The organism is Acutalibacter muris (genome assembly GCF_002201475.1).
GTDB classification, from domain to species: Bacteria; Bacillota; Clostridia; order Oscillospirales; family Acutalibacteraceae; genus Acutalibacter; species Acutalibacter muris.
The window spans coordinates 1,580,358-1,593,517 of record NZ_CP021422.1 but is presented as its reverse complement, the minus strand read 5'-3'; the positions used below and the strand labels follow the sequence as shown (position 1 = coordinate 1,593,517).

The following is a 13,160-nucleotide window of genomic DNA, read 5'->3' as shown; positions in this document are numbered from 1 at the left end:
AAAGAACGGAGGGCCGAAAATGAAACGGATCACAACAAACCTGTGGGAGGTCACCAAAAGGCACAGCATTTTTTATATCTGCTTTGTCTCATATCTTTTCGTTCTGCTTTTTTCGCTGCTGTTCAATATATACAATTACACTGCTTATATCGCGGAGCTTCGGACACAGAAGGATCTATACGACCAAGTTATGTTCCAGCAGTTTGACGAGATGGTCAACAGCGAGTTGAACAAGGTGGACTCCCTCCTACTTAATGTCCTTACGGACACAGACATCCTTCGGTCCGTGTCCTCTGACGACTTGGTTTCCTCCCACCAGCTTTCTAAAACCCTGCGTACCTCCATCCTTATGCGGAACTACTCCAACGATGTGGCCGGGATGTACATCTATTTTGACAACAACGACGCCATAGTAATGGAGGGCGCCTACTATCGGGCCGAGGATTTTTACCGACAGTTTGTGGACCCGGAAAAGATCAGCTATGAGGAGTGGCACCACAGGCAGTCCGAATTGTTTTACCGGCAGTATGAGCCCTCATACAGCGGAGACCTCAACGAATTTGTACTGTACCACACGGTTTACGGGGTCTATGGGCGCAAGGCGCTGGTGGCGGTTACCTTTAGCCTTGAGGATATCTTCCGCATCTTCCAGAATTCGTTTTTCTCCGGCCAAATGGCCTTCCAAATCACGGACGCCAGCGGGGAGGTGCTGGTGAGTTTTGGCGGCGAGAACTTCGAGGAGGCCGACAACCGGTATATAGCGCCCTACACCTCCTCCCGGACCGGCTGGACCTACCTCTCAGCTATTCCCTCCAAAATCTACGACAGCGCCATAAATGAGTTGATCTTCCGCACGATTTTAGTGCTGCTGGCAGAACTTGCCATAGGAATCTTGCTCTCGTTTTTCTTTGCCCGGTTTAACGTGGCGCCGGTGCGCGCTCTCTATGCCCGAATCACCGGCCAGGGCTATGCCGCGCCTGCCAGATGGAAGGAGGTCGGCAATGAATATAAGCTGGTGAACTCCCATTTTGAAAGCCTGCTGGCGGAAAAGGACCAGCTTTTGGAACACCACAACCAGGTGGTACGCAACAATATGCTGTTGGCGGTTCTGAACAGCAGCCTTGCCTTGAACGAAATGGAGAACGGCTACCTGGACGCCTTAGGGCCGGAGCTTTCCGGGCCGGAGTACCAGGTGGTCAGCATCCTGATTGAATATGGCAACGCCTCCCGTGCCAACGGACTGGAGCGCCAGCCGCTGATGAAATACTATCTTATGGACCTAATAGGCCAGGGCGTTGCGGCGGCACACCGTCCAAGCTTTGTGGACGTGAACTGGAACCAGATCGCGGTGATTATCAACGGCGACAGCCTGCAGGGCTGGACCAACGCCTTGTGCCAGGAACTGGACGGAATCAGGCAAGGGTTTGAGTCAGAATTTGACGCGTTCCTCTCCATCGGGGTGGGAGGCGTGCACGGCTCCTTTGAAGAGATTGGGGCCTCCTATGGTGAGAGTATGTCCGCCCTGGAATACCGCATCTTAGAGGACCGGGGCGCTGTGTGCGCATACCAGGACGTAGGCGTTCGTGAAGCGCCCAAAGCGTTCTACCCTGTGATTGATAAAGCAAAGATCAAGGCCCGCATCCGCGCGGGAGACGGACCCGGCGCGGTGGCTTTGCTGGACAATGTGTTCGAGAGGATCTCCTCAAACCGAATGGACCTCCCCTTGGAGGTGGCAAAGTGCCTGTTCTTCGATATTATGGGCATGGGGCTGGAGGTGCTGTCGGAGATAAAACTGGAGCAGGGCAGCTCCTATGGTGAATATTTGGATATGCTGTTTGCCTGCCAGAGCATTGGCAGGCTGCAGCGCACCTTAAACCATATCCTGCTGGAGATCTGCGACTCTATTAAGAAAGGCCAGAGCAACCGCAACCAACAGCTTTTGGAGCGGATTGACGGGTATATTCTGGACAACTGCTTTGACAACAGCTTTAGCTTGGTGGGCCTGGCGGATCATCTGGGCCTGACGCCCACTTATCTTTCCAGCTTTTTTAAGGAAAAGATGGGCGAGGGCTTGATGGACCGTGTGACGCGGCTGCGCATGACCAAGGCCAAAGAGCTGCTCTGTTCCTCAAAGAAAAACGTGGCTGAGATCGCTGCCCAGGTGGGCTATGCCAGCAGCGGCACGTTTATCCGGGGTTTCAAGAAGCTGGAGGGAATCACCCCCACCCAGTATCGCCAGGAACAGTCTGCCGGAAAGGAGGACGGCAAACGCACTTGAAAATTATGGAACACTGATTTCGCCCCAAAAGAAAAACCGCCGCGTCCAAAAGGACCGGCGGTTTTCTCTATAGGAGGCAAGTAGCAAGCATAATCAAATATCTATACTTCCCAAAAGCTAGGTAGCCTTGCATACTCGTTCTTTATATTCATTCCCCAAATTCTCTCTGCTCTCAAAAGGCCAGGATTGGGCCATTTTTAGCCGCCTACGGAGCCGTCCCAGGTGTCTACCTTTTCCCGGTTAGACTCCTCTGTGAACCAGGTGGAGGTGACCACCTTATTTTCCGTGAAGAACCGCACACCGTCCTTGCCCAGGGTGTGCAGGTCGCCAAAGAAGGACTGCTTGTGCCCTGAGAACGGGAACATACCCACCGGCACCGGAATGCCCACGTTCACGCCGACCATGCCGCCGTCGATCTGCCGGGCAAAGTTTCGTGCGTAATAGCCGTTTTGGGTGTAGATCACCGCGCCGTTGGCATAGGGGTTGGCATTGATCAGGGCCACGCCCTCCTCAAAGGTCTTCACCCGCTTTACACATAGCACCGGCCCAAAGATCTCCTGCCGGCCCACAGACATCTCCGGCGTCACATGATCCAGAATAGTTGGTCCGATGTAGTAGCCGTTCTCATAGCCCGGCACCTGCACGTCCCGGCCATCCAGTGCCAGCCGCGCGCCCTCTTTTAAGCCGGTATCGATCCAGTCCAGAATGGAATCCATATGCTTCTTCGTAACGACAGGACCCATTTGCGAGGACTTATCATAGGCACAGCCCACCTTGAGCTGTCCGGCCAACTCAGCCAGGCGCTCTACCAGCCGGTCCGCTATCCCCTCCTGGGCCACCACCACAGGCAGGGCCATGCAGCGCTCACCCGCGCAGCCGAACGCGGAGTTGATAATTCCCTTGGCGGTTCGTTCCAATACTGCGTCGTCCATGACCAGGGCGTGGTTCTTGGCTTCGCATAGTGCCTGCACCCGTTTGCCGCTGGCTGCGGCGGCGGAATATATCTTCAGGCCTGCCCCGGTACTGCCCACAAAGCACACCCCCTTGATCCTAGGATCACTGAGCAGGGCCTGGGCGTTGTCCCGCCCGGTGGTAAGCACGCTTACCACCCCTTGTGGCAGTCCGGCCTCCTCCAACAGCTCCAACAGCCGCATGGAAGTCATGGGTGTGGTGCTGGATGCCTTTATTACCATGGTGTTGCCTGTGGCGATACATAGCGGCACCATCCAGCCCATAGGGATCATGGCCGGGAAATTGAACGGCGCTATCCCCGCAAACACACCCAGCGGCTCCCGGTAGAGCACGGTATCATAGCCGAAGCTGGTATCCATCAGGCTTTCTCCCATCATCAGGGTAGGCGCACCGCAGGCCAGCTCAACAGGCTCCTTTACTTTCAGCAGATCGCCCCGGGCCTCCTCCCACACCTTGCCGTTTTCCCGGGCCAGAATATAGGTCAGCTCGTCCATATGCTCCATCAGAAGCTCACGGAACTGAAACAGCACCTGGGTGCGCCGTATCACAGGCGTGCGGGACCAGGTCCGATAGGCTTCGGCGGCCTGGGCCACCGTCTCGTCCACCTCTGCCGCCGTGCAGCAGGGGGCCTGTGCGATCACCTGGCCGGTGCTGGGGTCCATAACGTCCCTCCATTTTTCTGTGGCGGACTGCTTCCAGCCGCCCTTGCCGTAAAACGGCAGCTTAACGATTTCGCTCATTGTTAGCCCTCCTTTTCTTTATGCAAACCCATGCTCCACCCTCTTCAGGTGTATCTCCTGTGAAGCCCTGCTCAGCAGCACATAATAGGCGGACCAGCCGCCCATGCGCACCCGCAGACCCCGGTACTTCTCCGGCTCGGCCATGGCCCGGCGCAGTTCCTCGGCGCTGGTGATGGTCAGGGTCATCATGTTGCCGCCCTCCTGGAGGAAGGCCTTGATGAGCCCCTCCACCCGCTTGGTGCCGGCTTCTCCCTCCAGGCCGCTGCTGCTCACCCGCAGGTCGATGGGCGCTCCCGCGGCCATGGGAGCCGTGTTCAGCTTCAGATAGGAGCGCACCGCCGCGGTGGGACCGGAGACGTCCCGGCCCGGCACAGGAGACAGGTTGGCCGCAATGGGCTCCCTGGCCTTGCGGCCCTCGGCGGAGGCTCCAATCTTTTTGCCAATAGAGATGATCCAGGAATAGGTGCCGATACAGGGGGAGAAAATGAAGTCCGGGTACTTCTTTCCGTGGAACTCCGCCCGCTGAAGGAAGTAATCCACCATTTCCTTTGCAATGTCATCCACATAGGGAATATCGTTGCCGAATTTCGGGACCTCGCTAATACACTTCAGCCGCAGGCTCTCGCCCTCCTCGCCGGCCCAGTCGCGTTTAAGTATCTCTACCATTTGAGGCAGAGTCAGGCGCTTTTCGTCATACACAAATTTTTTGATGACCGCCAGGGAATCGGCGGCATTGGCCACCGCCTCGCCCATCAGGTGCCAGAGGTTATACTTGGCCCCGCCGTGGGTCAGGTCCGTCAGACTCTCCACACAGCCTTGGGTCAGCACCGAAAGGATAGGCTTGGCGTCCAGCGGTCCATGGGAGCCCCCTGCTCTTACATTGGCGGCCACATACTCCATAGACTTGCTCATCATGCAATCCATTTGTAGTTTCCAGGCATACATCAGGTCGTCAAACGTCTCCAGCGCGGCCGGGTTCTTGGTCTCAACCCCCTCCACCATGTTATAGGAGACGCAGTAGCTGGCCCCAAAGGTCATGGGGTCGCCGCGGTCGGGACCGTGCTGGCCCTTCAGGTCATCTTTATATAGGAACGGCTGCCCCTGGTTCAGGGCCAGCTCCAGGAAGTAAAGGAAGTTCAGCCCACGGATCATCTCCTGGTTGCACATACCCTGCAAAAGGGTCTCCCAGCAGTTGGAGTTGGCGTATTTGCAGCCGTCCTCTCGAGGAACGCCCAGGCGTTCGTAGCCCGCCACTATCACATCGTCGTTGTTTATGTAGGGCATACCGCCGCCGGTTTTCAGCACCTCCGCCGCCCGGTGAAGCAGCTGGGGCGGGGTGTTTTTGTGCATACGCACGGTGAGCACCGGGCTGGTCATGGAGAACTTCTCGTGGGCGTTCAGGAACAGGTAAGTAAGGGCATTGGTGGCGTCGGAGCCGTCGGCGTTCAGCCCGCTTATCAGGATGTTCTGACCCCAATGGTTGATAGCGTCGGCCTGGTCGTTTTCCAACGAAGTGACAAAGCCGTAGCCGTAACCGATCCGGCACTGCTGGGGCGCGCCGGGCAGGGATTTCTGGTCCTTTAAATAATACTGCTTGGGGTCCACCTGGGCGCGGTCGTTTACATGGAGAACAAAGCTGTCCACCAGGTCCTGGGCCCGGGCCAGGGTGATTTTCCCGGCGTTCCAGTCCGACTCAAAATAAGGGTTCAGCACCGCGTCGATGTGCCCGATGGAGATATTGGAGTACACCTCAATCATAGCCAGGTTAAAGAACCACAGGGACTGGAGGGCTTCGTGCAGGCCGGTGGCAGGGAATTCCGGCACCCGGCGGCAGACCCGGGAAATTTCCAGCAGCTCCTCCCGCCGGATAGGGTCGCTCTCCTTTCGGGCGGCGGCTTCGGTGATATCACTGTAGCGGTTGGCAAGGGCTATCACCGCCTCGGCCTCCCGCACGCAGGCTTCAATAAAGTCCAGCTGGCTCTGGCGCACGTCCGCAAAGGGCTGGGCCTGCGCCTGAGGCCGCCGGGATTTCAGCTCATCGATTATGGAGCGCAGGCCCCGGCGCAGCAGGGTCTCGTAGTCAGGACATTTGTGGGACATCTGCAAGGAGCAGTAGCCGAGCTCCTGGTTCAAGAGGTAAATCGGCAGTGCACAGCGCACCACCGCCCCCTCAATGGCGCAGCTTCCTACCACCACGTCATAGGGCTCCAGAGCCAGGGGCATTTCCCTCATGACCTTCTCAAAGGCCAGGGACCGGCGGATAGCGGCGCTGCGACGGACGGTTTCCTCGTTGAGCACAGAAAGGTCGCCGCCCCACATCCTCTGCCGCCGGCGCATACGGTGCTCCAGGGTGTCGAAGTGCAGCCTGATTTTGGGGGACATCCCCCGTAAGGACAGATCGGTTCTTGCTTGGTCCACTATGGTTTCCACAGTACATACCTCCATTTCAAATTTGGATCTGCTATTTTACTAAAAGCGTTCCCGATTATTCCCGCAGGAGGGTCATGCCCTCCTGCCCGGCGGTCTGGTCCAGCGACTCATAATAAGCCTTGTCCCGGGGCTCCCGGTCCGACAGGGCATAGCCCGCGCCGATCCATTTGTACTTTTCCCCAGCCATGGGGTTATAGGGCAGCAGCTGCATTTGGGAAATTCCCAAACCTCTGGCGTAGCGGGCAAGGGCGCGTATCTCCTCGTGGCTGTCGTTTACGCCGGGGATGCAGGGCGTCCGCACCGTTACCCGCTCCGCGTGTCCGGCGGCGCAGAGGGCCTCCAGATTTTGAAGAATCACCCGGTTGTCCACCCCGACCCATTCTTTATGCTTTTGCGGATCCATCAGCTTGAGATCAAAATAGATCATGTCGCAGTGGACGGCAATTTCCAGCAGCTCTGTCCGGCTGCCATGGCCGCAGGTCTCCAGCAGGGTATGCACCCCCAGCGCTTGGCACGCGGTGAGGAACGTCAGGGTAAACCCCGGCTGCATCAGCGGCTCGCCGCCGCTTAGGGTGACGCCCCCGCCGGAACTGCGGAAAAAGGGCAGATCCCTGGCTACCTGCCGGGCCAGCTCCTCCGGGTCCGCCTTAACGCCCCCCACTCGCAGAGCCTTGAAGTGGCAGGCCCCCACACAGGAATAGCAGCTTTTGCACTTTGTTCGGTCAACAGCGATTCCCGGCTCCTGGCCGCCGGCGGCGGTAACCGGGGAAATGGCCACCGCAGGGCAGGCGGCGGCGCAGCGCAGACAGGCGGTGCAGCGGGCCTGTTGGTAGAGCAGCTCTGATTTATACTTTTGGGACTCGGGCGAATGGCACCACCGACAGGAGAGAGGGCAGCCCTTGAGAAACACCGCCGTGCGGATCCCCGGCCCGTCGTGGGTAGAGAAGCCATCCATATCAAGCAGTAAGCCTTGTTTACGCAAAACACATCATCTCCAAATACCTGCCCCGCAGGGGCAGAGGATAGGGAAACGCCGGCCGCTGTTTCCCTTACAGCTTTATTAAACCCCATATGCCCTCTTTTCGCAAGCTTCAATCCTTTGGATAAGCCGAAAATCTTGCGGCTTTCCACATAAAAGGATAGGCTTTTTTTCAGATAATAGGCAAAAGCTATACTTGCCCGGGTGTGCTTGCCCATGGAATAAAGTAAGCGCACTTGAAAAAGGTAAAGTACCTCTTTTCAAGTGCGCGGATTATAATGGTCTTATATAATTTGCTTTGCCCAAAAGCACGGCTTATGGCGCTAGCATTGCCACCGCCACATCATTCACATTCGTCCCCGTGGGCCCGGTAACGATAAGCCCGCCTACCGCCTCCAGGGCATGATAGGCGTCGTTCTCCTTCAGAACCGCCGGAATATCCAGGCCCCTCCCCGCAAGCTCCGGCTGGGTCTCCCAGTCCACATAGCCTCCGGCGGCGTCGGTAGGACCGTCGGTACCGTCGCTGCCCACGGAGAAGACCGCCGCGCCGGTGAGCCCGGCAAGGCCTGGGGCAGCGGCCAGGGCCAGCTCCTGGTTCCTGCCGCCCAGGCCGCTGCCTGTAAGGTGCACGACGGTCTCTCCGCCGGCAATAAACGCAAGGCTGCGGCCGTCCTTTGCGTGGCTTTGCAGGAGGCTCGCCAAAAAGCTCCCTGCCTCTCTCGCCTCACAGGCAAGGCGGTCGGTTAGAAGCACGGGCTCATAGCCCAGCTCCCGGCAGGCTTTTGCCGCAGCCGCACAGAGCTCACGGACGGAGCCGGTAATGCGGGTGGCCACATTATCAAGCTCCTTCGGGTTCTCTCTGTCAAGAAGCGCTTTTGCGGTGTCCGACAGTTTTAAGCCATACTTTCGGACAATAGCCTTGGCCTGCTCACAGGTGGAACTGTCCGGGTAGGCAGGGCCGCTGGCTATCATGTCCAGGGGGTCGCCGATGATATCGCTGAGCACGATGCTGAAAACACGGGCCGGGGCGCAGGCCTGGGCAAATCGCCCGCCCTTTACCTCTGAGAGACGTTTTCGGATAGTGTTCATCTCCACTATATCCGCGCCGCAGGCCAGAAGCTGGCGGGTAATATCCTGCAGCTCCTCTCCCGGCACCAAGGGGCGCTCGAACAAGGCGCTGCCGCCGCCGGAGAGCAGAAAGAGTACCGTATCGCTTTCTGTCAGGCCCCTGACCAGTTCCAGGGCCTTTTCTGTAGCGGAAAAGCTGTTTTCATCCGGCACAGGGTGTCCTGCCTCATAGCAGCTCACCCCTGGTATCTTCCCCTTCACATGGCCGTATTTTGTCACCACTACGCCGCCCTCCACGTCTCCGAGAGCGTCCACCGCCGCCTTTGCCATCTGCCAGGCGGCCTTCCCCGCCGCCACCAGCAGAGTGCGCCCTGGGCCGGGCTCAAAGTCCTCCAGGGCCCTGCGCACCGCCTCGTCCGGGAGGACTGCTTTTATGCTGGCGGCGATTATTTTGTCGGCGTCATGCCGAAGTTTTTTATCCATAAGGCACCTCCTTGTATAAAAAGGCCGGCAGAGACCACACCCTCTGTGCCGCCCGAGTCGGTAAGGATAACCATGTTGAGGGTAAAGTATGGCGCGTGGGCTCCGGATATGTTCAGTCTCTCAAATAAGCTCCATCTCTCTAAGTACCGTGCGCAGCTTCTCCTTCTCCTCTACTGTCAGCTCACCTATGGGCTCCAGGCACTTGCCCACCTGGAGGCCCTGGAGGTTCAGCCCCTCCTTGATGACCTCGGGGAAGGTGCCCATACTGCACGCAATGCGCAGGGGGGCCAGCCTGTACTGAGCCTCGAGGGAGCCCTTATAGTCGCCGTCGTGAAACTTGTCGTAGATATCAGCCACTACCCTTGGGGCCACGTTGGCACAGCTTGCCACAGCGCCGGAGCAGCCGTAGTGCAGGCCCGCACAGATAAGTGTGTCACGGCCCATGATAACGTCGAAGCGCTCCCGAAGGTCCCTTGTAAGGCGCAGATACTCCTCGGTATTTGTCATGTCCCCGGTGGAGTCCTTGATGCCGATGATGTTTGGACAGGCCCGGGCCAGGCGGGAGACCGTTGCGGGCTCGATGGTCACGTTGGTCTTTGGCTTATTATTGTACATGATAATGGGCATTTCGGTACTGTCGGCAATTGTCTTATAGTAGGTGTAGAGCTCGGCCTGGGTCTGGCTGACAAACATAGGGGTCAGCACGGAAATCGCGTCATATCCTCCCACCTGCTCCACCAGCTTTATGAGCCGAATTACCTCGCGGGTGGTGATATGACTGCACCCGGCAATAAGCTGTATGGGTTTTCCGTACCTGTTTGCCTTGCCCTTCACAGCGTCCCGAACGGTTTCAAGACCCTTTATGAACTCCCCGTCGGACACCGCGTAGAACTCGCCGGTGGTGCCAAAGGGGAACAGGCCGTGCACACCGTTGTCCACCAAGAACCTTGACATCTGTGCCAGAGCCGGACAGTCCACATATCCCTGATCGTCAAAGGGGGTAATTATGGGAGGGATAATTCCGTAGGGTTTATACATAGAAATTCCCCCTTTCGGTCAGCGGCCAATCTTGATGCCGGTCAGGTACTCATAATACTGGGCAAGGGCGCTGTGGTCCTTCTGTCCGCCCTCATGGCTGTGCATCCACTGTAGAATCTCCTGGACCTGAGCGGTCATGGGCACCGGAGCACCAACGGTGTGGGCACAGTCAAGGGCGTTGTTCAGGTCCTTTATGTGCAGGTCTATCTTGAAGCCGGGGGCGTCGTTACCCTCTATCATCATGGGGCCCTTGGCGTTCATAACGGTGGAGCCCGCAAGGCCGCCTCTAATGGCCTCAAACACCAGCTGTGGGTCCACGCCGGCCATCTGGGCCAGGGTGAAGGCCTCGGACACGGCCTGGATATTACAGGCCACTATAATCTGGTTTGCAAGCTTGGTGGTGTTGCCCGCGCCCACCTCGCCACAGCGCACCACCGAGGAGCCCATGGCCAGGAGCACCGGCTTGAACTTATCAAACACCTCCTGCTTGCCGCCAACCATAAAGCTTAAAGTGCCGTCGATGGCCTTGGGCTCGCCGCCGGAGACGGGCGCGTCCAGCATCTCAATGCCCTTCTTCTCAAGCTCGGCGGCTATCTCCTTGGAGGCCATGGGATTGATGGAGCTCATGTCGATAAAGGTGGCGCCGGGCTTCATATGGGCGGCAACGCCGTCCTCGCCCAGCATGACCTCCTTGACCTGAGGGCTGTTGGGCACCATGGTGAGCACCAGATCACAGGTCTCGCCTATCTCCGCATTGGAGGCGGCCCTTGCCCCTGCCGTCTCCAGTTCCTGGGCAGCCGCCGGATTGCGGTCGTTGACGGTCAGATCGTAGCCTGCCTTTAGAAGATTTTTTGCCATAGGACGGCCCATAATGCCCAGGCCTATCATACCGATTTTCATAAATGACCCGACTTCCTTTCAAATAATTATTGTCACGTCTATTTCGCTGTTCCACTGTTCTTGAGACGAATTATAGTGTATCACCGGGAGAGGAATTTTACAACCGGCATACGCCACAAAAAAGCCGGGCAAACTTGGTTATTACGCCATATATTTCAGATTTTGAAACGTGTTACGGGCTTGACGTTTCACTTGGTGAAACCTCCAATGAAACTCTTAAAATGCAATTTGAAACGCGGCATGAAACACTTTGAAAAACAGGCAAATTTCCCCAAACCTACGCATCGCGAAGTCCGGCGGTCATTTTTATACTCGCTCTCCGCCCAGTCCCAGCCGCTTCATGCGCCGCCAGAGGGTGGTCTTGCTTATGCCCAGTTCCTCTGCCACCGCCTGCCTGCTGCCCTTATGCTTTATGAGCAGCTCCGCCAGGCGGCGGGCCTCCTGGTCCTGGTATACCGGGGGACCGGCGTCCGCCCGTGGCTCCGGGTCCCTCTGCTCCAGTTGCTGGCGCAGGAACAGATCGTTTACGTGGCGCTTGTCCGCAAGGAGCACCACCCGCTGGCAAAGGCCCCGAAGCTGGTTCAAGTTTCCCGGCCAGCTATACCCGGTAAGATAGGCTCTGGCCTCCTGGGTCAGGGCCACATAGCGCTTATGCTTGCGCTGATACTCCTCAAGGTACATATCCACCCAGCCCAGTATGTCCTCACGGCGGCGCCGAAGAGGTTCCAGGCGCAGATGCAGGGCGCTTAGCTCATAATACAGGTCCGAACGGAACTCTCCCTCTTGTACCTTGGCGAAGAGGTTCCCGTCACAGGAGGCGATGACCCGGGCGTTGGAGGCCATCAGCGGGTGGGACCCGTTATGGCGAAGGCGTCCCCTGGCCAGATCAAGCACCTTATACTGAAGCTCCGGGGAGAGCGCGTCGATATGGGAAAGGTAAAGGGTACCATTCTGGGCGGTCTCCGCAAGGCAGAGGGTCCCGCTCTGGCGGCTGGTATAGTTTCCGAAAAGCATGGTGTCCAGGGTGTCCTCCTGAAAGGCCGCACAGTCCAGAGGCACGAAAGCGTTGTCCCGCACAAGACTCTCGTTGTGTATGCACTGGGCAATCATAGCCTTGCCGCAGCCGGGCTCCCCGGACAGGAGCAGAGGCGCACTGCAGCCCGCCACCCGCTTTGCCATAGCTATCAGCCGCTTGCTCTCGGCGCTCTCCTGGGGCAGCTGGCTGAAGCGCAGGCGGGCAAAATATCCCTGCTGATACAGGTCCCGCCGGAACTCGCCGCTCATCTCCTCCACCCTCTCCCCCTCCTGGAAGGTGAGGATGGCCCCGTGTATGGCATTGTCTACCAGGATCGGGGCGATGTTCACTATGACCGCCAGCTTGTGCAGGGGCACATGGATGGCGTAGGTTTCCTTGCCCTCGTGGAGCGCCTGATCAAAGAGAGACCTGGGCAGCTCGGGGAGCACGTCTGCAATGGCACTGCCCAGCATATCGCCGGGAGCGAGTCCCAGCATATTAAAGGCCATGCGGTTGGCCCGGAGCACGGTGCCCCGAGAGTCCAGCTGCACGATGCCCGTGAAGGTGTAGCTGAGCATGGTATCCATCTCCGCCCGGCTGCTCTTCTCCAAATCTATGGCATAACCCACCTGGGAGGCCATTCTGAAGGCGTCCTCCAAACTCTCCCGCCCGCAGGGTATAAACCGGCACGGAAGCCCCAGCTCCCTGGCCCTCTGGCAGACCACCTCCCCGCCTATCACCGCATGGCAGCCCTCCTGCCGGGCCTTGTCTACAAAGCGGGAAAGCTCCTCCTGGCTCTCGGCCATGTACCTGGGCAGCTTGACGCCGAAAAGGCCATGAAAGCTGGCGGTATCGCTGAGAGCGTTGGAAAAGCCCACCAGCCCTATGCGCGGACAGGGCTCCTCCAGCTCTCCCTTCAAATCCAGCGCCAGCATACCTATCTCCTGGCTTGTCACGCGTATCTCCACTATAGGTATCTTCACCACCTGCCGGGCCAGCGTGGCCTGCAGTCCCCGTGCCACTATGAGTTCGCAGCCCTGCCGCTCCAGTTCCCGGGCGCGGCTCTGTACCCTGCAGGTCTCCGCATATTCAATGCACATCGGGCTGAGATATCCATACCTGGCCGCCATGGGCCGCGCCATGTCCCTCATCTCAGCGTATGGTACAAGAACCGCCATTTTTGCCACATGGAACACTCCTTTTCTTTTGGTGGAAAAGCCGCTCTCCCTTCCCGGAGACCGGCTTACCACTACAGAT

At 58.2% G+C, this 13,160-nt stretch carries 8 protein-coding genes; 1 reads left to right on the top strand and 7 read right to left on the bottom strand.

Features of this window, described 5'->3' with window-relative positions; translation table 11 throughout:
* Window positions 1-19: 19 nt before the first annotated feature.
* Window positions 20-2,278 (top strand): helix-turn-helix domain-containing protein, encoded by a 2,259-nt coding sequence (locus ADH66_RS08105; RefSeq protein ID WP_066533654.1) that lies wholly within the window; start codon window positions 20-22, stop codon window positions 2,276-2,278.
* Between the two features lie 197 nt (window positions 2,279-2,475).
* Here the strand turns inward: ADH66_RS08105 and ADH66_RS08100 are convergent, their stop codons facing one another.
* The 7 genes from ADH66_RS08100 to ADH66_RS08070 all read right to left on the bottom strand — a co-directional run bounded on the left by ADH66_RS08100 (window position 2,476) and on the right by ADH66_RS08070 (window position 13,081).
* On the bottom strand, window positions 2,476-3,990 hold the full coding sequence (locus tag ADH66_RS08100; RefSeq protein ID WP_066533655.1) for a CoA-acylating methylmalonate-semialdehyde dehydrogenase: 1,515 nt from the start codon (window positions 3,988-3,990) through the stop codon (window positions 2,476-2,478).
* A gap of 18 nt (window positions 3,991-4,008) precedes the next feature.
* On the bottom strand, window positions 4,009-6,420 hold the full coding sequence (locus ADH66_RS08095; protein WP_066533656.1) for a pyruvate formate lyase family protein: 2,412 nt from the start codon (window positions 6,418-6,420) through the stop codon (window positions 4,009-4,011).
* A 55-nt stretch (window positions 6,421-6,475) separates the two neighbouring features.
* Window positions 6,476-7,402, bottom strand: a complete 927-nt coding sequence (locus ADH66_RS08090; protein ID WP_084384157.1) for a glycyl-radical enzyme activating protein — start codon at window positions 7,400-7,402, stop codon at window positions 6,476-6,478.
* 312 nt (window positions 7,403-7,714) lie between these two features.
* Window positions 7,715-8,950: a glycerate kinase type-2 family protein gene (locus tag ADH66_RS08085; RefSeq protein ID WP_066533658.1), complete on the bottom strand. Its 1,236-nt coding sequence runs from the start codon at window positions 8,948-8,950 to the stop codon at window positions 7,715-7,717.
* Between the two features lie 120 nt (window positions 8,951-9,070).
* Window positions 9,071-9,988 carry a dihydrodipicolinate synthase family protein gene (locus ADH66_RS08080; RefSeq protein WP_066533660.1) on the bottom strand — a complete coding sequence of 306 codons (918 nt, stop codon included), beginning with the start codon at window positions 9,986-9,988 and terminating at the stop codon, window positions 9,071-9,073.
* Between the two features lie 18 nt (window positions 9,989-10,006).
* On the bottom strand, window positions 10,007-10,888 hold the full coding sequence (gene garR, locus ADH66_RS08075) for a 2-hydroxy-3-oxopropionate reductase (RefSeq protein ID WP_066533664.1): 882 nt from the start codon (window positions 10,886-10,888) through the stop codon (window positions 10,007-10,009).
* A 306-nt stretch (window positions 10,889-11,194) separates the two neighbouring features.
* Window positions 11,195-13,081, bottom strand: a complete 1,887-nt coding sequence (locus ADH66_RS08070; protein ID WP_207653055.1) for a sigma 54-interacting transcriptional regulator — start codon at window positions 13,079-13,081, stop codon at window positions 11,195-11,197.
* Window positions 13,082-13,160 lie beyond the last annotated feature (79 nt).

Excerpts from the sequence above, each read along its gene's own strand:
- ADH66_RS08105 (WP_066533654.1), top strand. The coding sequence starts at position 20 with ATGAAACGGATCACAACAAACCTGTGGGAGGTCACCAAAAGGCACAGC.
- ADH66_RS08100 (WP_066533655.1), bottom strand. The coding sequence starts at position 3,990 with ATGAGCGAAATCGTTAAGCTGCCGTTTTACGGCAAGGGCGGCTGGAAG.
- ADH66_RS08085 (WP_066533658.1), bottom strand. The coding sequence starts at position 8,950 with ATGGATAAAAAACTTCGGCATGACGCCGACAAAATAATCGCCGCCAGC.
- ADH66_RS08080 (WP_066533660.1), bottom strand. The coding sequence starts at position 9,988 with ATGTATAAACCCTACGGAATTATCCCTCCCATAATTACCCCCTTTGAC.
- garR (WP_066533664.1), bottom strand. The coding sequence starts at position 10,888 with ATGAAAATCGGTATGATAGGCCTGGGCATTATGGGCCGTCCTATGGCA.
- ADH66_RS08070 (WP_207653055.1), bottom strand. The coding sequence starts at position 13,081 with ATGGCGGTTCTTGTACCATACGCTGAGATGAGGGACATGGCGCGGCCC.